The following is a 25,486-nucleotide window of genomic DNA, read 5'->3' as shown; positions in this document are numbered from 1 at the left end:
TCAACAAAATCGTTTGGAGGAAAAAGATACATGGAACCAAAATATGTCCGCGAATCACGTTCAATCCTGACACAACTCGTATTTCCATCGGATACGAACATGCATGGCACTATGTTCGGCGGCATTGTCATGGAATACATCGATAAGATTAGCGCCATTGCGAGTATGCGTCATGCACGGAAACCGGCGGTTACGGCATCAAGCGATAGTCTTGATTTTCTAGCCCCGATCCGAGTGGGGGAAGCGATTGAACTGGAAGCATTCGTCACGTGGACACATAAGAGCTCAATGGAAGTTTACGTGAAGGTGACTGCTGAGAACTTGTTAACAGGAGAACGCAAATTAACGGTAACGTCCTTTATGACCTTTGTTGCTGTGGATGAGAACGGAAAATCTACACCTGTTCCGCCGATTATTCCAGAGACAGAGGAAGAGAAGAGACTGTACGAATCGGCGCAAGAACGTTATGACCAACGCAAACTTAGAAGACATAAATCGAAGTAGAATGAACAGAAATTGTATGTCGGGTGAGAGAAAATCTATATCAACAGCGTAGTTGATCTATGCTAAACTAAAGAAAGCTTGGAAAAAGAGGTGTTATTTCGTTTGAGAAACTATTTAGATTTACTACAAGATATTCTAGATCATGGTGAGAAGAAAGAAGACCGTACAGGCACAGGAACCATCTCCGTTTTCGGCCGTCAGCTTCGCTTCGATTTGTCCCAAGGATTCCCGCTTATGACAACGAAAAAACTTCATCTTAAATCGATTGTGCATGAACTGTTGTGGTTCCTGAAAGGCGATACCAACATTCAATATTTGAAGGAAAACGGCGTTACAATCTGGGACGAATGGGCCGATGAAGATGGCAATTTGGGACCTGTCTACGGTTCGCAGTGGCGCAATTGGGAAGCAAAAGATGGACGTACGATTGACCAAATTGCGAATGTCATTCATCAGATTAAGCATAATCCTGATTCACGACGTATCCTCGTCAGCGCGTGGAACGTAGGCGAAATCGACAAAATGAAGCTGCCGCCATGCCACTTATTGTTCCAATTCTACGTGGCGAACGGAAAGTTATCTTGCATGTTAACGATGCGTTCGGTAGATACATTCCTAGGCTTGCCGTTTAATATTGCAAGTTATGCTTTATTGACGCATATGATTGCGCAGCAATGCGATTTAGAGGTTGGCGAATTCGTATGGTCGGGCGGCGATGTCCACATCTATTCGAACCACTTCGAACAAGTAGAACGTCAATTGTCCCGCGAGCCATTCCCGTTGCCGAAGCTAATCATTAAACGCAAGCCGGAGTCTATCTTTGATTATACGTATGACGACTTTGAGTTCGAGGGTTATCAGCACCATCCTGGAATCAAAGCGCCAGTAGCGATCTAGGAGGCGCATCGCGATGGGATTATCATTTGTATGGGCCATGGATCAGAATCGCGTGATCGGGGTGGACAACAAGCTGCCATGGCGTCTGCCATCCGATATGGCTTATTTTAGACGCGTCACGATGGGGAAGACCGTCCTCATGGGCCGCAAGACGTACGAGTCCATCGGCAAGCCGCTCCCCAATCGCCGAAACGTTATATTAACGCGGAACAAGGATTTTGAAGCGCCCGGATGCGAAGTGATCCATACCTTTGATGAGGTGAAGCGCCTAGCGGCGCACGAAGAGATCATGGTCATCGGCGGCGCCGAAATCTACAAGCAGCTGCTCCCGATTGCCGATCGTCTTCACATCACAGAGATCGGGGCATCATTCGAAGGGGATGCTTTTTTTCCTGAATTCTCTATGGAAGATTGGAAGGTTGTCGAGCGTACGCAAGGCGTTGTGGATGAGAAAAATCTCTATCCGCACGAATTCGTGGTCTACGAGAGATTGTCCAAATCATAGGTAAATAGTACAAATTGTTATCTTGAAAATCCATTTCAAGAACCGAACGCCGGATGATACGATAATGAGAAATTCTTTTGGGATTGTAGAGATAGAAGCTCGGATGGAGGAACGAACATGTCAACACCGACAGGATTTATGGAGATTACAAGGCAGCTTCCGGCAGATCGGGATCCGGTAGAACGGATTAAAGACTGGGAAGAATTTCATTTGCACTTATCAGACGAAGAGCTGCGCAGCCAAGGCGCGCGTTGTATGGATTGCGGTACGCCGTATTGTCATACGGGCATGGAGCTTAGCAGCGGAACTTCGGGTTGTCCGGTGAACAATTTGATACCAGAGTGGAATAGCTTGATTTATCGTGATCAGTGGAGAGATGCGCTAGATCGCTTGCATAAGACGAATAACTTTCCTGAGTTTACGGGTCGCGTGTGCCCCGCACCATGTGAGGGGGCTTGTACGGTAGGGCTCATCGGCAGCCCAGTAACGATCAAGAATATTGAGAACAGCATTATCGAACGCGGATTTGACGAAGGTTGGATCGTGCCTCAGCCGCCGCTTACGCGTACAGGGAAACGTGTGGCAATTGTCGGTTCTGGTCCTGCTGGACTTGCAGCTGCAGCACAACTGAACAAAGCAGGCCACGAAGTGACGGTGTACGAGCGTGCGGATCGCATTGGTGGGCTCTTAACGTACGGTATTCCAACCATGAAGCTGGACAAGAAGGTTGTCGAGCGCCGTGTTCAAATCTTGGAAGCGGAAGGCATCAAGTTCGTAACCAACACGGAAATCGGCAAAAATATTTCTTCACAGCAGCTAGTTGATGAATTCGATGCCGTCGTACTGTGCGGCGGGGCGACGAAACCGCGTGAATTCAACATTGAGGGGCGCGAGCTGAAGGGCGTTCATTACGCGATGGATTACTTGAACGGAACGATCAAGAGCTACTTGGACTCCAATCTGGAGGATGGCAACTACATTTCGGCTAAGGACCAAGACGTTATCGTGATCGGTGGCGGCGATACAGGGACGGACTGTGTTGCGACGGCACTACGCCATGGTTGCCGCAGCGTAACGCAATTCGGTACGCATGCGAAGGCACCGCTCACACGCGATCCGATCGCAAACCCTTGGCCGCAATTCCCGAACGTGTACACGCTCGATTATGCGCAAGAGGAAGCAAAGGCGTTGTATGGGAACGATCCTCGCGAATTCTCGATCATGACGACGAAGTTCGTCGGCGATGAAGACGGTAACGTAAAGGAACTTCACACCGTACAAATCGAGCGGATCGTTGATGAGACGGGGCGTAAAATCTATCAACCGATTCCAGGCACAGAGCGTGTCTTCCCGGCGTCGCTTGTGCTCATTGCGATCGGGTTCGACGGACCGGAGTCGACGATCATCGACCAGCTGCAATTAGAGCAAGACCGCCGTTCCAACGTCAAAGCGGAATATGGTAAATATCAGACGAGCACGGCGAAAGTATTCGCTGCCGGCGATATGCGCCGCGGTCAGAGTTTGGTCGTCTGGGCGATTAACGAAGGGCGCGAAGCTGCGCGTGAAGTCGACAAATTCTTGATGGGCTCTTCCCTTTTGCCGTAAATTCAGTCATAATTAGAATATGTACGTAAGTATAGAGCTGCGCAGGGCGCGGCTCTTTTTGTCCGTTATTGACCTTGCGGCATACATATGGCGATGCAAGTGCAAGGCGGATTGAAAGGGGAGGCGCTAAACCGTGAAGACGTTAGTCATTGCCGAGAAGCCGGATATGGGGCGAACCATTGCCGCTGTCATGGAGCCGAAAGGCAAGAATAATCGAACGTATATTGAAGGGGAGCGATATATTATTACGTGGGCGATCGGGCATCTGGTAGGACTTGCAGAGCCTGATTTGTATGATGATAAATATAAGAAATGGAATTTCGCCGATTTGCCGATTATTCCGGATCACTTCAAGATTATCGCAAATGCCAAGACGAAAGATCAGTTGAAGGTTATCGGCGAGCTTGCCAAACGATGTAATCATCTGGTTAACGCATGCGATGCGGGGCGTGAAGGACAGTATATTTTTGCACTCATCCAGCAGTATTTGAAGCTTCACCAGCCGGTGGAACGGCTCTGGATTTCGGATTTGACGGCGGAGACGATTCGCGATGGTTTTGCGTCTCTTCGGGCGGGGGCAGATTTCGAGAATCTGACGCTCGCTGCAAGATCACGGAGTGAAGCGGACTGGCTGATTGGGATGAATGCATCCCGTGCGTTTACGACCAAGCATCGTAACTTGCTGTCTGTTGGACGTGTTCAGACCCCGGTGCTTGCGCTGATCTATGACCGGCAGAAAGAGATTGAAGCTTTTGATTCGCTTACCTTCTATGACTGTATCGCCGATTTCGCTCAGCCGGAATCGACCTATCAAGGGACATGGCAAGGCGAACGAATGACCTCGAAGGAGGTCGCTGATGCGTTAGCAGCGAAGGTGAAGGACAAGCCTGCGACCGTGACGAGCTATGATGTGAAAGAAACGAAAGAATATCCTTATAAGCTGTATGATTTGACATTGCTGCAGCGGGACGCGAACGCGAAATTCGGCTTCTCAGCGAAGAAGACCTTGGACTTAGCGCAAGCGTTGTATGAGAAACACAAGGTCATTTCTTACCCAAGGACGAACTCGAACTATGTCACAGAGCAGAACATCGAGCCGATGCATAAGACGTTACATATGCTCAAATCGACGTCGTATAAGGAATATGCAGAAGGGGCGAAGCCGTCGCTTGTGCATGTGAATAATAAATCGGTCTGTAATCCAAGTAAAGTCGAAGACCACCATGCCATTCTTCCAACACTGAAGCGGCCAGGAACGCTCGCACCTGATGAACAGAAAATTTACGATCTGGTCGTACGCCGCTTTCTCACGCAGTTCTACCCGCCTGCGGAATATAAGCAGCATACGCTGCTGACAGAGGTTGAAGGGGAGACGTTCAAGACGAACGTGAAGGAGCTGCTCTTCATTGGCTGGAAAGCGGTCGTGTCAGATGAGCCTAAAGGCAAATCAGGCAGCAAATCAAAAGGCAAAGGTTCGGCAGGTAAGGATGGGGAAGAGGAAGAGCCGGAAGAATTAACGACAGAGCCCTTCCAGGTTGACCCGAATGCGGAGACGAATTGCGTTGAGGCGACGATCAAAGAGAAGAACACGCAGCCGCCTAAAGCTTATACCGAGGGAACACTGCTGAAAGCGATGGAGAGCGCCGGGAAGCAGATCGAGAATGAAGAGCTGCGGGATGCAATGAAAGATGCGGGTCTAGGCACACCTGCGACAAGAGCGGCAACGATTGAACGACTGAAGCATGTTGGTTACATCGTGATGCAGGGCAAGCGGATTACCGTGACGCAGAAAGGCAGAATGGCGATCGAGCTTATACGTCATGCTGGCGTTGATCTATTAACTTCGCCGGACATGACAGGTCAATGGGAACGACGGTTGAACCAAATCTCCAAAGGGGAAGCATCGAACGAACGCTTTATGGAGAACGTGAAGAAGTTTACGACGTTCATTATTGATAAGGTTCGGATGCAGCGACCGGTCTCAAAGGAGGCATTCGGTGACCCGAATGAGCCGTCCAAGCAGGCGAAGGGGAAATCCCCCCGTAAGACGGAACGTAAGTCATCGGGCGGTGCATCAAGCGCTTCGGCATCCGAAGCCAAGGATTCGAATGCCGCAGGGGCATTGACTCTTGAGCCGATAGGTCCTTGTCCGCGAGAAGGTTGTGGCGGCTCCATTATTATGGGGCGTAAAGGCTATGGCTGCAATCACTTTAAGGAAGGCTGTAAATTCGTGATCTGGAAGTCAAGCTTAGGCAAGACAATGACAGACACGATGATTCGCGCTCTACTCACCAAAGGCACGACCCAGCCGTTGTCCTTCAAGGAGGACGATGGTACGACATTTAAGGCTCGTATGATTCTTGTGAACCCCGAGACAGGGGAACTAAAGATAGAACGAACATAAGGAGTGAAGTTCCATGGCTTCACAGCGAATTCGTATTTCCATTCCCAAAACCTATTCTGAAATATGGCATGATACCATTTCCATTGCGGTTCTCTGTGTCATCATTCTATATATCGGATTATTGTGGAACAGTCTGCCCGGGCAAGTCCCGATCCATTTCAATACCGAAGGGAACGCGGATGGATGGGGCAGCAGGACCATCTTACTGCTCTTGCCGGGAATCAGCCTTCTGCTGTACGTTGGTTTTTCGATCGTGAGCCGGTATCCACACCGATTTAATTATCCGATCGTCATTACCGAGGAGAATGCGCAAGAGAAGTATACCTTATCCCGGCTGCTTGTCAGCTGGATAAAAGTTGAGATGATTCTTGTGCTGAGTTATATCGAATGGAGCATGCTGCAGACGGCGGTGGGTGAATACCGTGGCATCAGCATTTGGCTGCTGCCTGTCTTTATTGCTGTGTTGCTTGGAACGATCGGTTGGTATTTTTTCCAGATGTTGCGTAATACCAAAAAGCCTCTAGCGTAACGTAATTACGATAGAGGCTTTTTGGTGTGCCTTTAAGATTGAAAATGCTGATCCAGCACCTGTGGGATTTCATTCAAAGACGTGACGGTGTACAACGTAGATTCTGGGCCAAGCGTGTAATCCGCCATATTGTACTTCCATTCATTCTGCTGCTTCAGGTAGATGACGCTAAGCCCTGCTTCAAGCGCAGGAGCGACGTCCGTCCGCAGTGAATTCCCAATCATCCACGTGTTCTGGCGATCGAATTGACCTTCGGATAGTATCGATTCCAATGCATCACGGTTCTTATGCTGACGAATGAAGATTCGATCATGGAAGAAATCCTGGAGTTTCATCTCATCGATTTTGCGTTGTTGAATGAGAATCTCACCGCCGGTATAAAGGGAGAGGGTATGGCCTTCTTCCCGAAGATGCGATAACGTCTCGAACATCCCAGGGTAAGGCTCCACAGGTTGTTCGTATACGCTTCGTCCGAGCCGCATCAGCTGTTCTTCTTCTCTTGGATGAACAGGTCTCCCGTGTAGAACGCTGAAGTAACGGTACGTATCGACGAATGACTCAGGGAAATGCTCGCTCACAAATCCATCACGGTTCACGCGTTCAAGATCAATATCGATCTGTTTCTTCTTAATCTGTTCCGTCTTGATATCGTAGGTGTGAAACCACGTCTCCATAAGATCTAGGAATTGTTCGATAATCAGGTAAAAGTATTTGTTGCAGTATATAAGCGTATCGTCGAGATCGAAGATAATATTCTGCTGTGTTGTTTGCTGTGTCATCGTGATTTCACTCCTTTCTGAGAGCAGTTGTTGCGTAGGAGATGTGCAGGGCCTAGAGACGTAAGTACGACTCTAAGAAGAGCTGCATTTCTGCAATGCCGTCTGCACGAATACTGTATTTCTCCTTCTCATCATTCAAATGTGTGCGCAGTAATCCTGCGACGCGTAAAATGCGAATATGCGAACCGACTGCTTCGGGGGTCATTTGCATGATCTCGGCGATTTCGGATGTTGTACGCAATTCTTGAGCGAGGTAGCGCAAGATCAACAATCGCTTCGGATCGGACAGCGCACGTGTGAAGCGAGCTAGTCCAATGGGCACTTGAAGTTCATCGGTCTCCGGCAAGTCGATCGCGTATTGAATCAAGAGCATCCCATTTAACTTGACATAATAGTTCACGGGACGGCTATGAATCATCGGCATGAGGACAATCGTATGTAAGTGATCAAGCGGCTCAACGACGACACCATTCGTCGCATATTCGACAAGGTCGATCGGATCCATCTTGGAGATGAGCTGCTGCTTCTCCTTCGCATCTTCTTCAAGAAGCGGTATTATAGTATGCTCAATCTTAGCAAAATATTGCTCGTACCATGCTTTGATCAATGGTGTATAGGAATCGCGAATACGCGCAACTTCTTCAATGGTCACATCGTCAACATAAGGTGTGGTCTGCGCATACAGCTCGTCCAGCGGACAAGTCTCAAGATAGGCAATGCACGAAGGGACATCTGTTTCCGGCTCACGCTGAATCGTCCACAAATAGAGAATATCGTAGTCTATCATTTCAGACGAACGATAGGTGTCGATTTGTGCAACGATTGTCGGATCGAGCTTGTGGGATACGTCATCAATCCATTCCTTGCCCCAATCTAAATCATCAGTCCACTTCCGCGTCGTATATATTAAGAAGCTGCACAGTAGTTCGTACATTGAAGAATGATAGACTTTGATCTGATAACTCATGATTCAAATTCCTCCCATACAAGTCACAGTTCATAGAACTGCTCTTGTTATTATGGCTTGTTTTACAGCGAATTGTCCACTATTATGTTCAGTATAACGATAGTTCTACAGAAGGAGAATAACGTGATGATGAAAGTTGAAAAATTGTTGAAAAAAATACCTGAATCGACAATCCTTGATCATATTAGCCTTGAAGTAGAAGAAGGAGAATTTATTGCGATCATAGGTCCAAGCGGCAGTGGTAAATCCACGTTCTTGAAATGTCTGGCGCTACGCGAAAAATGGACTTCGGGGAAGTATATCGTCGACGATATGGATATTTTCGCGAACAAATTCGCCGGTACGCGCAAAGTTCGACGTGAATGTGCCTATATCGAGCAGAGCCCGATGCTTCATCCGAAGAAGACGGCGCTGAAGAACGTCCTGATTGGTCAAGTTCATCAAACGCCATTATGGCGCATGGCGACAGGTATGGTGCGTTCCGATGATTATATGGGCGCGATGGATATGATTGAGCAAGTCGGACTGCTAGATAAGGCGAAGCTGAAGGTAGAACAGTTAAGTGGCGGCGAACGGCAGCGCGTTGCTCTAGCCCGAGCGCTCGTGCATGGAGCGAAAGTCATTCTAGCGGACGAACCCGTGCTTGGACTCGACCCCAAATCCGTCGATTCGGTGATGCAAGAGTTCCAGAAGCTATGCAAAGAGCAACGAATCACGGTGATTGCGGTCATTCAGCAGGTTGAACTGGCAGAACGGTACGCGAGCCGGTTAATCGGGTTATCCGAAGGGAAGATCGTTGTCGATGTGAAGGGACGCCGACTGATGCAGGCGGAGAAGAATAAAATATTTAATTAAACGATGCCAAGTGATGTCGAAAGAGTGATCGAAATGACGAGTATTGTAATGTCTTTGTCACTCTTTTTTTGCTGTGCTACTCTATAATTTGAGAGGTGTAATGATAGATTAGATTACATAGAATAGGATGAGATCAATATGAAAAACAAGACGAAGCTAGCGCTAGTAATCATGCTGATCGCGTGTGCCTATGTTATTTTTCAAATGACTGTTTTGGGAGATTCATCAAAGGTTCAAGTGAAAAGCAACTTAACGGAGGCGCCGTCACCGAGCGTTACCACCTCGACGTATACGCCTGGCGAGGCCAAGGAGCCTTCAGAGCCTTCAACAACGCAGAAGGACAACGAGAAGAAAGATGAGACGAAGAAACAACCACCACGTTCTACGGAGGACAAGAAGAAGCAGACGAACAAACCAGATCAGAAGCAAGAATCAGAGAAGCCGAAGCTTCCGGATGCGAAGCATTCTGATAAAGAAAAAGCAACGAAACCGCTTGTTGGCAAAATTGCTTATATTACATTTGATGATGGAGCGAGCCCATATACGATGGGATTACTCGACGTCCTCGAAGAGTACAATGTCGAAGCAACCTTTTTCATGCTAGAACCGAATATGCGCAGGTACCCGGATGCTGTGAAGCGTTTAGTCCAAGAGGGCCACATGCCGGCTATGCATGGCGTCTCGCATCAGGTGAAGAAGTACTATGCATCAAGAACATCGGTTGTAAGCGAGATGGCTGCAGGACAGAAGACCATCAAGAAATTGACTGGCGAAGATACATGGCTAATCCGCACGCCTTATGGCAGTGCTCCCTATATGAAGAAGGACTATATGAAAGCTGTAAAAGATGCTGGGTTTACGCTTTGGGACTGGAATGTTGATAGTCTCGATTGGAAATATAAAGATGCGCGTTATGTCGAAACCGTGAAGAAAGAAGTACTCGGACTCGAGAAGAAAAATATATCGCCGGTCATTCTCATGCATGATCGGAAGGAGACACTTAAGCATTTGCCGCAAGTGTTGAAGTTCCTCAAAGATCGTGGATATCAGTTCAAGACATTAGATGAGACGCTTAAACCGATTCAATTCAGTAAAGGCTAATGGCAAGGTGAAATAAGGGAGCGTGATCAAGGTTGAAATATAGGTTGTCCGCTATTCTCCTATTCTGCTGCCTGATGATCGTGCTGAGCGGCTGTGATATAACGAAAGACCCACGGGCACTCATGAGTATTCCAAGGTTGCCTGATGACAAAGAAAATCTACACAGCCTGATCATGGCTGATCTACCCGAGGGAGGCTCGATCATTCGGCCGACGAATATTAACGATACGAGCGCCATTCGGATTACGGACCTGAATCATGATGGCATCAGTGAAGCTGTTGTATTCTACCGTACGCCGGATCAAGCCGTACGAATTCATGGGATGATCTGGGAGAACAACGGGGATACGTGGCGTAAGAAATTGGATTTTGATGGCGAAGGCTTTGAACTTGATTCCTTCGATTTGGTCGATGTCACCCATGATGGGAGCATTGAGATGATTGTTGGGTATTCGAGTGGTGATACCGAGGTACAGAAAGGTCTTATTGTCTATTCTTACAAAGATAATCAATTAATTAAAATGCTGGAGAAGCCATACTCCTCTTATGTCATTAACGATTTGAACGGCGACGGAAAGTTCGAGATTAGCGTCTTGAACTTCAAGCAAGGTCAGACGGCAGAACTGACATCGATTCAATATAATGAAATTACAGGGAAGTTCGAGCCGTTCAGCTCCCTACAGCTCGACCCGAGCGTCAATGTGTATTACAACGTCGTAACAGGGAAGGTATCAGAGGATGTCCAAGGGATCGTTCTCGATGCTTCTGTAGGGGCACATTCCGCCTATACGGATGTTGTTATTATGAAGGATAATAAGCTTACGAAGGTGCTATCATCCGAGCAGACGTATAAGCCCTATGCCACGTACAGTTCCGATGAGGATAAGGACGGGATTCTGGAGATTGCCATGATGGAGACGCCTTATGGCTGGGAAGATATGAGCCTTGCCTCGATCCCATGGTTCATGACGTATCATAAATGGGATGGAGATCATGGACTTAAATTCGTGCTTGAGCAGTATCGGGATTTACAAGATCGGTTCTATTTCAATTTCCCTCCGGAGTGGCATCATAAAGTGACGATTTCTCGAAGATCGATCTTGGAAGAGTATCTGAACTTCATCAACATCGATACAGGAGAGACGATGGCCGAGATCCGATTCTTCTCATTATCTGCATGGGAGAAGAGTCATACCGGATGGAAGATGCTCGCGAGAACCGAGGAACATATTATCGGACTCCGCAGCAGTTACGATTTGAGTTCAGGCAAAGGAAATATTGAACTCACGCCAATTGAAATAACGAAGAGGTGACATATCATGAGTAAAGTTCTTATTCTTGAAGATGAAGAATCGATTCGCAGTTTTATCGTGATTAACTTAAAACGAAATGGGCTTGAAGTTGTTGAAGCTGCGACCGGAGAGGAAGCGCTGGAGAAATTCTACGCGGATCCTACGTTTGATATTGCATTGCTGGATGTGATGGTTCCTGGCATAGACGGGTTTGAGGTATGTCGCAAAATTCGGGAGACGAACGAGCGGATCGGCATAATTTTCTTAACAGCAAAGGTGCAAGAACAGGACAAGGTCTATGCTCTCTCCGTCGGTGCAGATGATCATGTCAGTAAGCCGTTTAGTCCAACGGAACTCATCGCTCGGATTCAATCCTTGCTCCGCCGAGTCAATGTACACAGTGAGTCCGGTGCGAAGATTAGCTTCGAATCGGGGCCGTTTACCCTTGACTTGATCGCGAAGCAATTTAAGAAGAACCATCAAATTATTGAGTTAACGCCAACCGAATTCTCCTTGATTCAATTGTTCTTAGAGCGGGAGGACGTGCCGTTAAGTCGTGATGTGCTGCTGGACCATGTCTGGGGCAAGGAATATATGGGAGACCCTAAAATCGTTGATGTGAATATCCGCAGATTGCGTCAGAAGCTAGAGGACGACCCATCGACACCGATGTTCATCGAGACCGTGTGGGGACATGGATACAAGTGGAAAGGAAGCAGACATGTTTAAGAAAGGATTGCGGCGATCCGTCGTCATGCATTATTTCATCGTCGTATTCTTGACGATTATGATCGTCGAAGTGATCTTCATGATCTCGATTCAGTCCTATTATTACAATACGATTTCGAACTACATGTCCAATCATGCGAATCAAGCCACTTCGTATTATCAGAAGTTCGTTGGTGTGTCCTATGCTTCGGAGAACGATCCGAATTATTTACCCGATATTCTGAAAATGTTCAATCTGGAGAATGCGGAGCTGCAGGTCTTAAATACACGAGGCGATGTGCTGATTAGTTCATCCGGATTCCAAGTGGAGAAAGGCATCCAGACTTCCGATATTTCACAGGCGGTGCATGGGAATCAAGGAAGATGGATAGGAAGCCAGGTTGGGACGGGTGAGCACGTCATGGCTGTCTCGACACCGCTTATGGATCAAGGCCAGACGATCTATATTCTGCGTTATGTGACTTCCCTTGAATCCATTAATAATAAAATTTCGAATATTATTCTCATTTCCGTCGCAGTGGGGATTGTCGTTCTAGCGGTGGTACTGCTCATCAGCTTTGGTCTTGCAAATTCGATCGTCAAACCGATAAACAATATTACTGCGTTCTCGGCACAGATGGCGAAGGGACGGTTTGATGTACGGGTTGAAGGGGATTATCGCTATGAGCTTGGTGAACTAGCGTCATCGCTGAACTATATGGCGGAAGAAATCGTCCGCAGCGATAAGGTAAAGAATGATTTCGTATCTTCGATTTCTCATGAGCTCCGTACCCCGTTAACTGGGATCAAAGGGTGGACGGAGACCCTCGTGTCCGGCAATTTCTCTGATCCAGAAGAGACGAAGCTTGGCATGACGATCATTGCTAAGGAGACGGATCGATTGATTGGACTGGTTGAGGAACTGCTGGATTTCTCACGACTGCAGCAGAAGGAAGTGAAGCTCCATCAAGATCCGGTAGATATTGTCGGATTATTAACGGAGACGAAGCTTCAAGTTCGAACCAAGGCAGAGCAGAAACAAGTCCGGCTTACGATAAATGTTAGTGGCGTACCTGTGCCAATCATCGGCGATTTCAACCGGTTGAAACAAGTATTCTTGAACATTATCGACAATGCACTGAAGTTCTCGCATGTTCAGTCGAACATCTTCATTCACATTGAATATGAGCCCAAAGAATGTATTGTAACAGTCCGAGATACGGGAATCGGAATTACGCAGGAGCATATTACCAAGGTGACAGAGAAGTTCTATCAGGTCAATCCGCTCGGCGGAGGTACGGGATTAGGACTGGCGATCACAAGAGAGCTCGTCGAACAACACGGAGGGACGTTGACGATCACGAGCATATCGGGTGAAGGGACATCGGTTATTGTCTCGTTGCCGAAATGCGACAAAGTACATGAACTCATCCAGGACGTCGAAGAGGACCAGGCTGAAGCATGATGCGTATGACGCGTCGATATGAATCATTTACGAATAGGCAAGGCGGTACTTATACGGATAAGTATCGCCTTTTTGGCGTGGAAAATGGAGCATGGTCGATGAGATGGAAGGGCATTCTAAAATGATGATGAAGTCATGTTCAATCCATGATTTAGGAATTGACCGTCGTTATATTTATCGAAAATAGGTAAACTATGGAAAGTGCGAAAAATGTCGAAAATAAGTGTTGTATATTCATGCATGATAACGTATAATTCTCCTTGCACCATGATAAAAAGACATAAGAGGATTGATCGAATGAAAAGAATTAGCGCATTACTTGCATGTTTATTAACAGTCCTATTGATTGCTGGGTGTAGCGGATCACCGACCGAACAATCAACAAACAGTAAAAAATTGGTACTCGGTACAAGTGCGGATTACCCTCCGTATGAGTTTCATAAGAAAATAAACGGTACGGATGAAATCGTAGGGTTTGATATCGAGATCGCCAAAGAGCTCGCGAAGGATATGGGTGCAGAGCTCGTCATTGAAGATATGAAGTTCGATAGTCTGCTGCTTGCGCTAAACTCCGGTAAGATTGATATCGCGATGGCAGCGATGAATCCGACAGAAGAACGTAAGAAGAATGTGGACTTTACATCGATTTACTATACTTCAGATCAAGCCGTCTTGGTACGTGCTGATGATAAAGATAAATTCAAGACGATGGCTGATCTCGAAGGCAAGAACATTGGGGCTCAGAAATCAACCATCTATGAAGACATCGCTCGTTCAATTCCGAATGCCAAGGTCGATGCACTGAGTAAAATGTCTGATATCCTGCTTAGCCTCGAGTCCAAACGTGTAGATGCTCTGATCGTAGAGCTGCCTGTTGCGGAATCATATGAGAAGAATCGTCCGACGTTAGCGATTGCCGAAGCCCATCCGACATCCGAAGATAATGGCTATGCGATCGCAGTGAAGAAAGGACGCGAAGAGCTTGTCGGTCAATTGAATAAGTCGATCGATCGCTTACTTAGTGAAGATAAAGTGAAGAAATACGTTACGGATGCGACGAAGTTGGCCGAAGAAGGCGACACGAACATTTGGTCTCTATTCACACAATATAAATCGACGTTCCTCAAAGGGGTATTGTGGACATTACTGTTATCACTCGTTACGGTAGTATTCGGCTTTATTCTTGGTGTCATTCTTGTTCTGATGCGCCGTTCGCGAATCAAGCCGCTGAAATGGATTGCCGTCGCTTACATCGAATTTTTACGCGGCACACCGCTGATGGTTCAATTGTTCATTATCTACTTCGGGCTGCCGTCCATCGGCATTGAGTTCCCTAAATTCATTGCAGGCGCAATCGCATTGTCCCTGAACAGTGCAGCGTATCTCGCTGAGATCTTCCGTGCTGGGATTGAATCCGTGGATAAAGGACAGTTGGAAGCCGCACGCTCACTTGGAATGAAGCAAAGTATGGCGATGCGTTACATTATCTTGCCGCAAGCTTTGAAGCAAGTGCTGCCGGCAATTGGTAACGAGTTCGTGGTCATTATTAAAGAATCGTCCATCGTATCCTTGATCGGGATTACAGATATTATGTTCCAAGAAGAAGTTGTACGTGGGAGCACTTATGCAGGGTTGCCGCCGCTTATTATTGCGGCTGTGCTGTACTTCATTCTTACATTTACGTGCTCCAAGCTCCTTGGAGTTGCAGAACGGAGGCTGAAGACTAGTGATTAAGGTAACAGACCTGCACAAACATTATGGCAAGCTTGAAATCTTAAAAGGCATCGACATGACCATCGAAAAAGGGGAAGTCGTTGTTGTGATCGGTCCGAGTGGATCGGGGAAAAGTACGTTTCTACGTTGCCTCAATCTGCTGGAAGTTCCTACGAAAGGAACGATTCATTTCGAAGGGGATGCAATCACAGATAAATCGCATAATATCAATGCCACGCGCGAGAAAATGGGCATGGTGTTCCAGCAATTTAATTTATTCCCGCATAAGACTGTCTTAGATAATATTACACTTGCACCAATAAAGGTATTGAAGAAGGACAAAGCTTCGGCAGAGCAAATTGCGCTCGATTTACTTCGCCAAGTTGGGCTTGAAGATAAGAAGCATGTCTATCCTTCGCAATTATCCGGTGGACAGAAGCAGCGTATCGCCATTGCCCGCGCACTCGCGATGCAGCCGCACGTGATGTTGTTCGATGAGCCGACATCAGCGCTCGATCCCGAAATGGTCGGGGAAGTGCTGGATGTAATGAAATCCCTTGCGGCACAAGGGATGACAATGGTCATCGTAACTCACGAGATGGGCTTTGCGCGAGAAGTTGGCGACCGCATCGTGTTCATGGATGGCGGGAAGATCGTCGAGGAAGGCGATCCGCAGACCGTATTCAGTGCACCGCAGCATCCGCGTACACAAGAATTTCTTAGCAAGGTACTCTAATCTAGAACCACATCATCCTTCGTCCCTGTCAGGGCGGAGGATTTTTTGTTAACCTAACGAAAGCTAATAATGCAGGTGTGGCGTGGATTCTTTGCTTAATTGTTGGTTAGGGGCCGAAGTTTAGGTATTGACAAAAAAAGTTTCCCTAGTACAATTTAGAGTATAGAACATTTGCATTGTCTCTGAATAAGATGTTGAAGTGGCCTATATTTTTTTAACCAAAAGTTGCACTAAGGAAAAATATTTTGTCCAATACACAATTGACATAGATAGATATGAGGAAAGTAGCACGAGCAGGATAGGAGTGATCGATATGGAGAACAATGTAGAAATGAAATCATTGAATAAACCATCATTTGCGAAGAAGTCATGGCGGCAGGAGCGGGATCAACCGTCATTGCCAGAAGTTCATCGTTCGATGAAAATACCTAAGAAAGGTTCATGGCTCAAGAAGTTTTTAGCTTTTGCAGGGCCAGGTTATCTGGTTGCGGTAGGGTATATGGATCCGGGGAACTGGGCGACGAGTATTGCCGGAGGTTCGATGTTCGGCTATACACTATTGTCCGTCATCTTCGTCTCGAACCTTATGGCGATGCTCTTGCAAGCACTCGCCGGCAAACTTGGGATCGTGACGGGTCGAGATCTTGCGCAAGCTTGCCGTGATCATTATACGAAGCCAGTGAATTTCGTCCTGTGGGTGCTCTGTGAACTGGCCATCGCAGCTTGTGATTTGGCTGAAGTCATCGGGGCCGCGATCGCGCTGAACTTGCTATTCGGGATACCTCTTGTATACGGTGTATTAATTACGGCAGTCGACGTTCTCATCGTGCTGTTCCTACAGAACAAAGGGTTCCGATATATTGAGATATTGGTTATCGTCTTGATCGCGACCATCGGCGGTTGCTTCGCAGTAGAGTATTTCTTATCTAGACCTGACCTTGGCGGCATCGCACGCGGCTTTATTCCGAGCGCAGAGATCATTACGAACCCAACGATGTTGTATATCGGGATCGGGATTTTAGGGGCCACTGTGATGCCACATAACTTGTATTTGCACTCATCTATTGTACAGACGCGGAGCTTCGAGGAGAATTCTGCGGGGAAACGTCAAGCGATTAAATATGCAACATGGGATTCATCCATTGCACTATTGTTCGCACTGTTCATTAATGCTTCCATTCTTATTATCGCAGCCGCAACGTTCCATGAGGCGGGGATGACGAGTATTGCGGATATTGGAGATGCCTATCATATGTTAACGCCGCTGCTCGGCACAACGCTTGGTAGTATCGTCTTTGGGGTTGCGCTCTTAGCATCAGGACAGAACTCAACATTAACAGGTACCTTAGCGGGGCAGATCGTCATGGAAGGCTTCCTGAATATACGACTTAAGCCTTGGCTGCGCAGATTAATTACACGGATGATCGCGATTATTCCAGCGGTGATCGTAACCATCATGTATGGTGAGAAGGGTGTCAGCGATTTGCTTATCTTAAGTCAAGTCATTCTATCGCTTCAACTATCCTTTGCTGTCGTACCTCTCGTGAAATTCACAAGCGACCCTGCCAAAATGGGGGAATTCGTCAACAAACCATGGATGAAATGGACGGCATGGTTCGTAACGATCGTAATCATTATCTTGAATGCGTATCTACTGTACAGCACATTTTTCGGTTAATTAAACGTTATTTTTAGCTGAGGAAGACCTATTCGAATCGAGTCCAGCACTCGGTGAATAGGTCTTTTTGTTGTAATTGTATCAAAAAATTAATCACAAAAAACGCTGATATACCGCATGGTTGAGCGATTTGTCAAAAATTGCTTGCGCACTGGTTACAAAATTGTGATATATTGATTGAGCCGAAACTTCGATTGCTGAAGTGCGGGGGATGATTCACAGCTGAATGGATGAAGAACAAAATCCACAACAATCGATTCAGCTAGGGGTGAAACGCGTAAGCGTAGGGTTGTATCCTCAATCCAAACCCGACAACTAACCTCGTAGGCGTATGAAAAGGAGGAATTATGAAAATTTTTAATCTGAAGAAATTGTCCATTACGTTGATAACTGCATTCTTAGCTGTTCAATCGATTACTGTTGTTGCAGCAGCGCCTTACTACGCGAAAGACGGAGATACCTTCTTCAATATCGCAAAGGCGAATAACATCGATATGAATGATCTCATGAAGGCGAATCCGAACGTCGATCCACTCAATATCTATCAAGGATTAAAGATTGATTTTCCTGGAGCCAAAGAACAAAAAGCTGAGGTTGCCTCAGCACCGGCAGCAGCATCCGAACCGCTTGCAGCAGAAGCAAAAGCAGTTGCAAAATCTGCACCTGCGCCTACAGCAAAGAATGAGGAGAAGCCGGTAGAGAAACCAGAGCCGAAGAAAAAGGAAGCAACAGTGTCTGCCTTTGCATCATCAGATAATGTGGTCCATATTTCTGGCGAGCCTACAAGCTACAAGAAATCGATAAATGTGAAAGCGACAGCCTATACAGCTGCAGCAAGTGAAAATGGATCATGGGCAGGGAAAGATTATTTCGGTAATCAATTGAAGCACGGTACAATTGCGGTTGACCCGGACATGATTCCGCTTGGTACGAAAGTATTCGTAACAGGCTACTCATTTAACGGATTACCAGCAGGCGGATTTGTGGGTCGAGCGAATGACATTGGCGGCAGTATCAAAGGGAACCGTATTGATATCTTCGTCGATACGACACAATCGAGTGCGAGCAAGTTCGGTATTCAGAATGTAAAAGTATTTATACTTTCTTAATAGCGACAAACGCTTCCCATCCTTGAATAAGGATGAAGGAAGCGTTTTTTTGTTCTTCGTTTTATGAATTGCTCTTTCGGACATGGAACATATCTGTCAAGGTAACGAATTGATAACGTTTATTTTTCAGTCGTTCAATGACTCGTGGCAGAGCTTCCAGCGTCCCATTTAAGACCCCTCCAACATTCCCGCCTGCATGCTGCAGAATAATCGAACCCGGCCGTGTAGTCGTTAGGATATTGCTCATGACTCTCTGGGCACTTAGTCCTCGCCAATCTTGGGAATCGACATCCCAATTCACGATAATATACCCTTGGCTTCCAGCCCATCGCACTTGCTGCTCGTTGATTTCACCGTATGGAGGGCGAATGAATTTGGGGTGATACCCAATGATTCGATGCAATATCGCGTCCGTTCGCAAGATTTGCCGTTTGAATTTCACCATGGACACCTTCGTCAGCAAAGGGTGATTGTATGTATGGTTGCCGACGAGATGGCCTTCCCGCACCATCCGTCTTACGATATCGGGGTGCTTCTCGGCACGATAGCCCATCACGAAAAAAGTCGCTTTGACGTTATAGGCTTTGAGTACATCCAGCACTTTACCTGTGAACTCATCTGGCACATCATCGAACGTTAAGGATACACGTCTCGCATAGGACGAACCGTTATTTTTGAAGATGGCAGGGTATTTATGACGCAGTGATGACAAGGCACGGTAACTATCTTCTGCACGAGATCGGCGATTGGATTTGGTCCGCTCTGATTTCTTGCGATGCGAGACCGTCTGTCTCGTCGCATCCGGTTCGGACAACTTCTGCTTGGTCTCTGTCTCAGCCCCTTTGGAATGGAGTGTTACGGGGGATGTCTCTAGCACTTTCGGTAGCGGTGACGGATCAGAAGAATTTGAACAACCGCTACAGAGCATGATGAGGACTAGGAACAGTATACAACACGAACGCAAAGCGAATCCCCTCCCTTCAATACACTGTTTTGCACATTCGGAATCCGTCTCTTTGTTATGTCCTTTTCGATGGTGAATTATGCGAATGTTTCCAATCGAATCAAACGCATCGATGTGAACATTGTCACAGCTTCGGCAAGCGCCGCAAGGCATAGTATAAGAAGGCAAAACCCTGTTAAAAGGAGGGCGCATGTGAATACCGTTAAATCCAATGTGAAGATCGCAAAAGACGTATACCTGATGAAAATTGAAGGACATTTTGAGGGCCGAATGGGGCAGTTCTACATGCTTCGGGCATGGTCAGATTATCCCGTGTTATCCAGGCCGATCAGCATATATGATATCGGTGTGCAAGAGATCAGCTTCTTATATCATGTAGTTGGGGAAGGGACAGAACGTTTCAAGCAGCTTGAAGCGGGCGATCCGATCCAACTGGAAGGACCTTATGGGAACGGCTTCCCTGTAGTGCAAGGCAAGGTAGCGCTAGTCGGCGGGGGAATTGGGATCGCCCCGCTATACTTCGCAGCGAAGCAGCTGCAGCAACCGGACATTTATCTAGGATTCAGCCGAGAATCATATCTTGTCGATGAGTTTAGACCTTTCGCAGGCGAAGTCGTCTGTGATGTAGGCGGAATCATTGTCAATCAGATCGATTATACGAGGTATGACGCTGTGATCACGTGCGGACCGCATGTCATGATGAAAGCATTAACGGAACGTGCGCGTGGATCAGGGGCCAAAGTCTATGTCTCACTTGAGAAACGTATGGCGTGCGGCATTGGAGCATGTCTCGTATGCAGTGTCATTTGCCAAGGTGGTAACCGAAAAGCTTGTGTGGATGGTCCGGTATTCGCAGCGGAGGAGGTTCGATTTGATGCAGAACATGGCGTGTAAGGTTGCAGGCGTACATTTTAAAAATCCAATCGTAATGGCGTCAGGGACATTTGGGTTCGGCAAAGAATATGCGAAGCTCTATGATATTAATCGTCTAGGCGGGATATCCGGCAAAGGATTAACCCTCGCGCCAAAGGCAGGGAATCCCGGCGTACGAGTATGGGAGACCCCATCCGGCATGCTGAATAGCGTAGGACTTGAGAACCCGGGGATTGAATATTTCCTAAAGGAAGAAACGCCATACTGGGAGACGCTGGATACGGCAAGGATCGTGAATCTGGGCGGCGGCTGCATAGAGGATTACCGGATTGGTGCAGAACTAATTACAGCCCACGAGAAAAGGCTGAGAGAGGGAGGACGCTGTTCCATCGATATCATAGAACTCAATATCTCTTGCCCGAATGTGAAGGAAGGCGGGATTGCGTATGGCGTTCAGACGGAGACTGCGAGAGCGGTTGTACGCGAAGTTCGTCAGGCGACATCACTTCCACTCGTCGTCAAGTTGTCACCGAATGCGGAGAATATTGTTGAAATGGCCTACATGTGCGAGGTAGAAGGGGCGGATGGCATATCGCTCATTAACACGATATCGGGGATGAAGATCGATACACGGCTGCGCAAGAGCGTCTTCCACAATCTCTATGCCGGATTATCCGGGCCTGCGATTAAGCCGATCGCACTGCGCATGGTGCACCAAGTGGCACAGCATGTGAAGATTCCCATTATGGGGATGGGTGGAATCACAACAGCCAATGATGTCATCGAGTTCATTATGGCAGGAGCGTCCGTGATTCAGATCGGAACGTATAATTTCATGAACCCGCGTGCTGGAGAGCAGATGGCGGATGGCATTCTGAAATGGATGGAGCAGGAGAAGATCGTTTCGATGGATGAGATACGCGGGATCTTGTAGAATGTTATACCTTATGAACACAGGGAGAGTGGACTTCCCTGTGTTTTTTTAAAATTTTCGAAACCGGATTCCAAATGATGACGTAATACAGTAACATAAACATAATAACAGATCCATTGAGGAGGATTACCACATGTCTATTTTCAAAAGATTACGCGACCTTACCCTATCGAATGTCTATGCTCTCATTGAGAAAGCTGAAGATCCAGTAAAATTGACGGATCAATATATTCGCGATATGACAGAGGATCTGGAAGATGCAGAGAAGGCTGTTGCACAGCAAATCGCAATTGAGAAGAAATTCAAACAGCAATATGAAGAGCAAGTCGCGCTCGTGAAGAAGCGTGAAGAACAAGCGCACATGGCAGCACAAGCACAGAACATTGATCTTGCTCGCCGTGCACTGGAAGAGAAGAGATCTGCTGAGCAGAAAATGGATGAATTCAAGATTGGGTATGATCAGAATAAAGCGGCAGCGGATAACCTTCGCGGCAAGCTGGACGAAATGCGTAAGCAATTAACCGAAATGAAGAATAAACGCGAGACGTTGATTGCTCGTTACAATGCGGCAAAAGCACAAAATGAAATCAACAAAGCGATGACAGGGTTCGGTTCGGATACAGCAGCAGCGGGCCTCAAACGAATGGAAGAGAAAATGCTTCAAATGGAAGCCCAAGCTGAAGCAAGCAACGAAATGGCTTCCAAAGGCAAATCGCTCGATGATGAATTCGCAGCTTTGAACAAAGATAAAGCGGTTGATGATGAGCTTGCAGCCTTGATGAAACAATACGAAAATAAATAATATCGATCATGACGATTGAAGCGGGAAGGAAGGGGAACGTGAATAACGTTCTTCTTCCTTTCACAATGAATGGAACCTTTTTGGAGGAGGCTTAACATGACAATCGCAATTCAGGATATTCTGCGAATTCTTGTCTGGACGGGAATGGGCACCGTATTGCTCTGTGTCATCATGTTCGTGGACTCACTTTTTACACCGTATAAAGATATGGAAGAGATGAAGAAGGGGAATACAGCTGTCACCACCCGTTTCGTCATGAAGCTGTTAGCGCAAGGGTATATCCTGTCCTCATCCATCGCAAAGACAGACAGTCTCTGGGACGGGCTTGTCATATCGGTTGTATCCTTTATCATCCTGCTCGTACTCGAATGGCTCGTTCGCTTGGTATTGCGCGGAAGCTTCGGTCTGAAGCTGGATGAAGGCACGAAGGAAGGATTCATGCCGCATGCATTATTCGCAGGTTCCTTGCATATTGTGGGAGCGTTGATCATCTCTGCTTGTCTATAAATGAAATGATGGTATCTAAGATTGAAGGAGCGTAAGATATGAGTATATTCAATCGGATCAAGAACATACTAGCGAAGCCTGAGCCGCCCAAAGCGCAGCGAAGTATCCTTCAGCTGGGGCCTGGAGATGCAGTTGAAGTATCCTTGGTTACGTATCAGATTACAGGAAGAACGAATAACCGGCAGCGAAATGCCGTCGTCTTGACCTTGCAGGATGGGAATACCATTCGTTACCTCCATATTGAGGAGCGCGAGCAAGTCGTCTATGCATTATACGAGCCAATTGATGGCCGACTCGATGAGCCGGATGAAGTTCCGACCACGATCGAAATGGAAGATCGTACTTATTATATGGAAGAGCAGTATTCCGGCATGGTGCTCGTAACAGGCAAGACACCGTTCATGCAAGCGGGAGAGCAATATGTGTGGCAGTATCAATCGGATGATTATAAACTGCTGCGTATCGAATGGCAGAACGGTCGTTTCATGTTGTATGAGGGTGAGAAAGTGATCCCTGGCGATGTTCAGGTTCTGAGAGGAACGTAACTGCTATAATCAATAGTTCAAAAAGTCGGCTTTTCAGGAGCGTGAACCAAGTGTCGAAGTGGCTGCAGTATATCATCAAAAGTGTACTCGTCGTTGCGTTAATGGCTTCGGTTCTTACGGGATGTGGTTCTCCGAATGTGAGCGATACGTATCCGCTTGAGTCCGTGAATAAATCGGGCTCCGAGACCTCGTATATCTATCGTGCAGAAGGGAAGACCGTTCCGGTCGTAGCGGCGGAGCTGACGGATCAGCAGAAGCCGGAGCAGACATCGAAGGAAGATCCGGATCATATGTTCCTTGTCTATTCCGACAAGTGGATTCATGTGATGAAGGATGAGAAGAAACCTGAGGATTCGCTCATTGAGGTGGATTCGAAAGAGTATGTCCAGCGCAATTATAATCCGAGCTTCTTGGAAGCTTATCTTATAGGCAGTCTTGTAAGCGATCTATTTGATTCTTTCGGCGGCAAGAAATATGGGAACTACCGCGGCTATACGAGTTATGAGAAGTATAAGCCGAATACGCAATACCATAAGCCTAGCACGAGTGAGAAAAAAGCAATTCCTCCGATGACTGTAGAGCGGAAAGGCTCGATCTTCAAACGAGGAAGCTCAAGCAGCAGCTCATCGAAATCGGATGATTCCGGCGGATTCTTCAGCAAGAAGAAATCTTCTGGCAGTATATCCAAAAATAAGAGCAGCGGTTCGGGCTCATTCTTCTCCCCATCGAAATCAAAGGCGCCGAAGACGAAGTCAGGTACAGGCAAGATCTTCAAGCGAGGCAGGCGATAAGTTAGCGAGCTCGTTTCGCGATACACGGAAAAAACCTTTGCAACCCCGTTAAATCAGTGGGGCCAGCAAAGGTTTTTTGGCGTTTAGCAGGTGATTTATGTAATTCGACGTTCAATGGCATCCGACATCGTCTTATCGGTGAGATGCGCATAGACTTCGGTAGTCTCTGTGGAGGCGTGTCCAAGCTGCTCCTTTGTTTTGTAAATATCATTCTGTAAATAATAATCGGTGGCAAAAGAGTGGCGAAGCTTATGGATCGTCAAGTAAGGTTTTCCGAACCGCTTAGCATACTTGATAATCATTTCTTGCATCGCTCGTTTGGTCATGCGTTTGCCTTCCTGCTGTCCGTTCGGGATCGCGAGAAACATGGCCTTCTCCTTGCGCGGTGCGCTGTAACGTACGGGACGCATCTCCAGATAGGCAATAAGATCGCCTTTGGCTTCCTCACGGAAATAGACGGGCGCTTTGAAGGTCTCGTCGTGGTTCCCTTTACGGTAGACATAGACAAGTTTGTTCGCCAGATCAACATCTTCAATATTTAAGTTCACGACCTCGGATACCCGAAGTCCCGAGTTCAGAATCAGACTGGCGATGCATGCATCCCGCTGTTTGTTCAGTTCATACGCGTATAGTGCTTGCTTGTTCGTCGCAACATCCTGTCCATACCCTTCTTGGATATAGTGAATGAACGCATTCAGCTCATGATCCTCGAGCAGCTTCCCTTTGAGCTTTGATGCGGTATCCTTTGGTTTATGGATCCGTTTGATTTCTACTTTGGCCATAATATTACGCTTCAACAACGGATAGAACTGCTCATCCTCTGCAATTTGGCTCAGATAATGGAATAATGAACGAAGGGATGATAGTTTTCTCGATATCGTAATCTTCGCATTTGCATTTTCCTTGAAGGTCGATAGGAAGATGCGATAGTTCACAATGGATTCCATATGTAACACTTCAAGGTCTGTTAAGGATATATCTTTCATTTCTTGCGCTGTTGTAAGTCCTTCAGCCATAAGCCATGAGAAGAATATCTCATAGTCACGGGTATATTCCAAAAGTGTGGATGGCGACAGGTCCGGCAGCTTATAATCGATAAACTGCTGAACGTACCATGGGAATCGGTGCACCTTCTGGTCCAGATCTTGTCGGTCTTTCAACTTCTGGATGTTCAACAGATTCACTTCCTTTGATTCAGTCTCCTCATCATTATAGTGGATTTC

Annotated in this window: 25 protein-coding genes and 1 riboswitch; of the genes, 21 read left to right on the top strand and 4 right to left on the bottom strand. The window is 47.0% G+C overall.

What is annotated here, in order from left to right; all coding sequences use genetic code 11:
* Nucleotides 1-30 precede the first annotated feature (30 nt).
* From GCU39_RS11915 to GCU39_RS11890, 6 genes are all read left to right on the top strand, one after another.
* The gene (locus GCU39_RS11915) at nt 31-504 is read left to right on the top strand and encodes an acyl-CoA thioesterase (RefSeq protein WP_152393707.1); all 474 of its coding nucleotides are present in this window, start codon (nt 31-33) and stop codon (nt 502-504) included.
* A 102-nt stretch (nt 505-606) separates the two neighbouring features.
* Complete coding sequence (gene thyA, locus GCU39_RS11910; RefSeq protein WP_152393706.1) at nt 607-1,401, top strand: thymidylate synthase; 795 nt, start codon at nt 607-609, stop codon at nt 1,399-1,401.
* A gap of 13 nt (nt 1,402-1,414) precedes the next feature.
* The gene (locus GCU39_RS11905) at nt 1,415-1,906 is read left to right on the top strand and encodes a dihydrofolate reductase (RefSeq protein WP_152393705.1); all 492 of its coding nucleotides are present in this window, start codon (nt 1,415-1,417) and stop codon (nt 1,904-1,906) included.
* 117 nt (nt 1,907-2,023) lie between these two features.
* Complete coding sequence (locus GCU39_RS11900) at nt 2,024-3,511, top strand: glutamate synthase subunit beta (RefSeq protein ID WP_152393704.1); 1,488 nt, start codon at nt 2,024-2,026, stop codon at nt 3,509-3,511.
* Nucleotides 3,512-3,644: 133 nt separating this feature from the next.
* The gene (locus GCU39_RS11895) at nt 3,645-5,915 is read left to right on the top strand and encodes a type IA DNA topoisomerase (RefSeq protein WP_152393703.1); all 2,271 of its coding nucleotides are present in this window, start codon (nt 3,645-3,647) and stop codon (nt 5,913-5,915) included.
* A gap of 13 nt (nt 5,916-5,928) precedes the next feature.
* Nucleotides 5,929-6,444: a DUF1648 domain-containing protein gene (locus GCU39_RS11890; protein ID WP_152393702.1), complete on the top strand. Its 516-nt coding sequence runs from the start codon at nt 5,929-5,931 to the stop codon at nt 6,442-6,444.
* Between the two features lie 32 nt (nt 6,445-6,476).
* On the opposite strand, the gene GCU39_RS11885 is transcribed toward GCU39_RS11890, so the two are convergent.
* The gene (locus GCU39_RS11885; RefSeq protein ID WP_152393701.1) at nt 6,477-7,223 is read right to left on the bottom strand and encodes an HAD family hydrolase; all 747 of its coding nucleotides are present in this window, start codon (nt 7,221-7,223) and stop codon (nt 6,477-6,479) included.
* A gap of 52 nt (nt 7,224-7,275) precedes the next feature.
* On the bottom strand, nt 7,276-8,190 hold the full coding sequence (locus GCU39_RS11880) for an ArsR/SmtB family transcription factor (RefSeq protein WP_152393700.1): 915 nt from the start codon (nt 8,188-8,190) through the stop codon (nt 7,276-7,278).
* 126 nt (nt 8,191-8,316) lie between these two features.
* Between GCU39_RS11880 and GCU39_RS11875 the strand changes: the two genes are divergently transcribed.
* The 9 genes from GCU39_RS11875 (at nt 8,317) to GCU39_RS11835 (ending at nt 18,847) form a co-directional block, all read left to right on the top strand.
* Nucleotides 8,317-9,045, top strand: coding sequence for a phosphonate ABC transporter ATP-binding protein (locus GCU39_RS11875; protein ID WP_152393699.1), 729 nt, complete (start codon nt 8,317-8,319; stop codon nt 9,043-9,045).
* A gap of 138 nt (nt 9,046-9,183) precedes the next feature.
* Complete coding sequence (locus tag GCU39_RS11870) at nt 9,184-10,146, top strand: polysaccharide deacetylase family protein (protein WP_227793554.1); 963 nt, start codon at nt 9,184-9,186, stop codon at nt 10,144-10,146.
* Between the two features lie 32 nt (nt 10,147-10,178).
* Nucleotides 10,179-11,459 carry a hypothetical protein gene (locus GCU39_RS11865; RefSeq protein WP_193726891.1) on the top strand — a complete coding sequence of 427 codons (1,281 nt, stop codon included), beginning with the start codon at nt 10,179-10,181 and terminating at the stop codon, nt 11,457-11,459.
* 6 nt (nt 11,460-11,465) lie between these two features.
* A complete protein-coding gene (locus GCU39_RS11860) occupies nt 11,466-12,167 on the top strand; it encodes a response regulator transcription factor (protein ID WP_152393697.1) in 702 nt (233 codons plus the stop codon).
* Nucleotides 12,133-13,611, top strand: coding sequence for a sensor histidine kinase (locus tag GCU39_RS11855; RefSeq protein ID WP_321575635.1), 1,479 nt, complete (start codon nt 12,133-12,135; stop codon nt 13,609-13,611). Before GCU39_RS11860 ends, GCU39_RS11855 begins: the two co-directional genes overlap by 35 nt.
* Before the next feature lie 297 nt (nt 13,612-13,908).
* Nucleotides 13,909-15,345, top strand: coding sequence for an ABC transporter substrate-binding protein/permease (locus tag GCU39_RS11850; protein WP_152393695.1), 1,437 nt, complete (start codon nt 13,909-13,911; stop codon nt 15,343-15,345).
* A complete protein-coding gene (locus GCU39_RS11845; RefSeq protein ID WP_152393694.1) occupies nt 15,338-16,060 on the top strand; it encodes an amino acid ABC transporter ATP-binding protein in 723 nt (240 codons plus the stop codon). The genes GCU39_RS11850 and GCU39_RS11845 overlap by 8 nt, the downstream gene beginning before the upstream one ends.
* A gap of 331 nt (nt 16,061-16,391) precedes the next feature.
* On the top strand, nt 16,392-17,738 hold the full coding sequence (locus tag GCU39_RS11840) for an Nramp family divalent metal transporter (protein ID WP_407671708.1): 1,347 nt from the start codon (nt 16,392-16,394) through the stop codon (nt 17,736-17,738).
* Nucleotides 17,739-17,908: 170 nt separating this feature from the next.
* A riboswitch (cyclic di-AMP (ydaO/yuaA leader) is annotated at nt 17,909-18,083 on the top strand.
* A gap of 2 nt (nt 18,084-18,085) precedes the next feature.
* A complete protein-coding gene (locus tag GCU39_RS11835; protein ID WP_152393692.1) occupies nt 18,086-18,847 on the top strand; it encodes a 3D domain-containing protein in 762 nt (253 codons plus the stop codon).
* A 61-nt stretch (nt 18,848-18,908) separates the two neighbouring features.
* Here the strand turns inward: GCU39_RS11835 and GCU39_RS11830 are convergent, their stop codons facing one another.
* On the bottom strand, nt 18,909-19,724 hold the full coding sequence (locus tag GCU39_RS11830) for a polysaccharide deacetylase family protein (RefSeq protein ID WP_227793553.1): 816 nt from the start codon (nt 19,722-19,724) through the stop codon (nt 18,909-18,911).
* 279 nt (nt 19,725-20,003) lie between these two features.
* Between GCU39_RS11830 and GCU39_RS11825 the strand changes: the two genes are divergently transcribed.
* From GCU39_RS11825 to GCU39_RS11800, 6 genes are all read left to right on the top strand, one after another.
* Nucleotides 20,004-20,705, top strand: a complete 702-nt coding sequence (locus tag GCU39_RS11825) for a dihydroorotate dehydrogenase electron transfer subunit (RefSeq protein ID WP_152393691.1) — start codon at nt 20,004-20,006, stop codon at nt 20,703-20,705.
* The gene (locus GCU39_RS11820; RefSeq protein ID WP_152393690.1) at nt 20,686-21,618 is read left to right on the top strand and encodes a dihydroorotate dehydrogenase; all 933 of its coding nucleotides are present in this window, start codon (nt 20,686-20,688) and stop codon (nt 21,616-21,618) included. The genes GCU39_RS11825 and GCU39_RS11820 overlap by 20 nt, the downstream gene beginning before the upstream one ends.
* Before the next feature lie 133 nt (nt 21,619-21,751).
* Nucleotides 21,752-22,420: a PspA/IM30 family protein gene (locus tag GCU39_RS11815; RefSeq protein ID WP_152393689.1), complete on the top strand. Its 669-nt coding sequence runs from the start codon at nt 21,752-21,754 to the stop codon at nt 22,418-22,420.
* 102 nt (nt 22,421-22,522) lie between these two features.
* Nucleotides 22,523-22,927, top strand: coding sequence for a DUF350 domain-containing protein (locus tag GCU39_RS11810; protein WP_152397212.1), 405 nt, complete (start codon nt 22,523-22,525; stop codon nt 22,925-22,927).
* A 38-nt stretch (nt 22,928-22,965) separates the two neighbouring features.
* Nucleotides 22,966-23,472 (top strand): DUF4178 domain-containing protein, encoded by a 507-nt coding sequence (locus GCU39_RS11805; RefSeq protein WP_152393688.1) that lies wholly within the window; start codon nt 22,966-22,968, stop codon nt 23,470-23,472.
* Between the two features lie 50 nt (nt 23,473-23,522).
* Nucleotides 23,523-24,263 carry a DUF4247 domain-containing protein gene (locus GCU39_RS11800; protein ID WP_193726890.1) on the top strand — a complete coding sequence of 247 codons (741 nt, stop codon included), beginning with the start codon at nt 23,523-23,525 and terminating at the stop codon, nt 24,261-24,263.
* A gap of 95 nt (nt 24,264-24,358) precedes the next feature.
* Here GCU39_RS11800 and xerS read toward each other — a convergent pair whose 3' ends face one another.
* A complete protein-coding gene (gene xerS, locus GCU39_RS11795; RefSeq protein ID WP_152393687.1) occupies nt 24,359-25,438 on the bottom strand; it encodes a tyrosine recombinase XerS in 1,080 nt (359 codons plus the stop codon).
* Nucleotides 25,439-25,486: the final 48 nt, after the last annotated feature.

Origin of the sequence: Paenibacillus guangzhouensis (assembly GCF_009363075.1) — a bacterium.
GTDB lineage: Bacteria > Bacillota > Bacilli > Paenibacillales > Paenibacillaceae > Paenibacillus_K > Paenibacillus_K guangzhouensis.
This window is presented reverse-complemented; position numbering and strand designations above follow the sequence as displayed.

Bases quoted from the DNA above. Each gene is read 5' to 3' on its own strand.
- GCU39_RS11880 (WP_152393700.1), bottom strand. From the start codon at position 8,190: ATGAGTTATCAGATCAAAGTCTATCATTCTTCAATGTACGAACTACTG.
- GCU39_RS11890 (WP_152393702.1), top strand. From the start codon at position 5,929: ATGGCTTCACAGCGAATTCGTATTTCCATTCCCAAAACCTATTCTGAA.
- GCU39_RS11805 (WP_152393688.1), top strand. From the start codon at position 22,966: ATGAGTATATTCAATCGGATCAAGAACATACTAGCGAAGCCTGAGCCG.
- GCU39_RS11875 (WP_152393699.1), top strand. From the start codon at position 8,317: ATGATGAAAGTTGAAAAATTGTTGAAAAAAATACCTGAATCGACAATC.
- GCU39_RS11840 (WP_407671708.1), top strand. From the start codon at position 16,392: ATGAAATCATTGAATAAACCATCATTTGCGAAGAAGTCATGGCGGCAG.
- GCU39_RS11870 (WP_227793554.1), top strand. From the start codon at position 9,184: ATGAAAAACAAGACGAAGCTAGCGCTAGTAATCATGCTGATCGCGTGT.
- GCU39_RS11900 (WP_152393704.1), top strand. From the start codon at position 2,024: ATGTCAACACCGACAGGATTTATGGAGATTACAAGGCAGCTTCCGGCA.
- GCU39_RS11905 (WP_152393705.1), top strand. From the start codon at position 1,415: ATGGGATTATCATTTGTATGGGCCATGGATCAGAATCGCGTGATCGGG.
- GCU39_RS11850 (WP_152393695.1), top strand. From the start codon at position 13,909: ATGAAAAGAATTAGCGCATTACTTGCATGTTTATTAACAGTCCTATTG.
- GCU39_RS11820 (WP_152393690.1), top strand. From the start codon at position 20,686: ATGCAGAACATGGCGTGTAAGGTTGCAGGCGTACATTTTAAAAATCCA.
- GCU39_RS11835 (WP_152393692.1), top strand. From the start codon at position 18,086: ATGAAAATTTTTAATCTGAAGAAATTGTCCATTACGTTGATAACTGCA.
- GCU39_RS11915 (WP_152393707.1), top strand. From the start codon at position 31: ATGGAACCAAAATATGTCCGCGAATCACGTTCAATCCTGACACAACTC.
- GCU39_RS11860 (WP_152393697.1), top strand. From the start codon at position 11,466: ATGAGTAAAGTTCTTATTCTTGAAGATGAAGAATCGATTCGCAGTTTT.
- GCU39_RS11885 (WP_152393701.1), bottom strand. From the start codon at position 7,223: ATGACACAGCAAACAACACAGCAGAATATTATCTTCGATCTCGACGAT.
- GCU39_RS11855 (WP_321575635.1), top strand. From the start codon at position 12,133: ATGGATACAAGTGGAAAGGAAGCAGACATGTTTAAGAAAGGATTGCGG.
- GCU39_RS11815 (WP_152393689.1), top strand. From the start codon at position 21,752: ATGTCTATTTTCAAAAGATTACGCGACCTTACCCTATCGAATGTCTAT.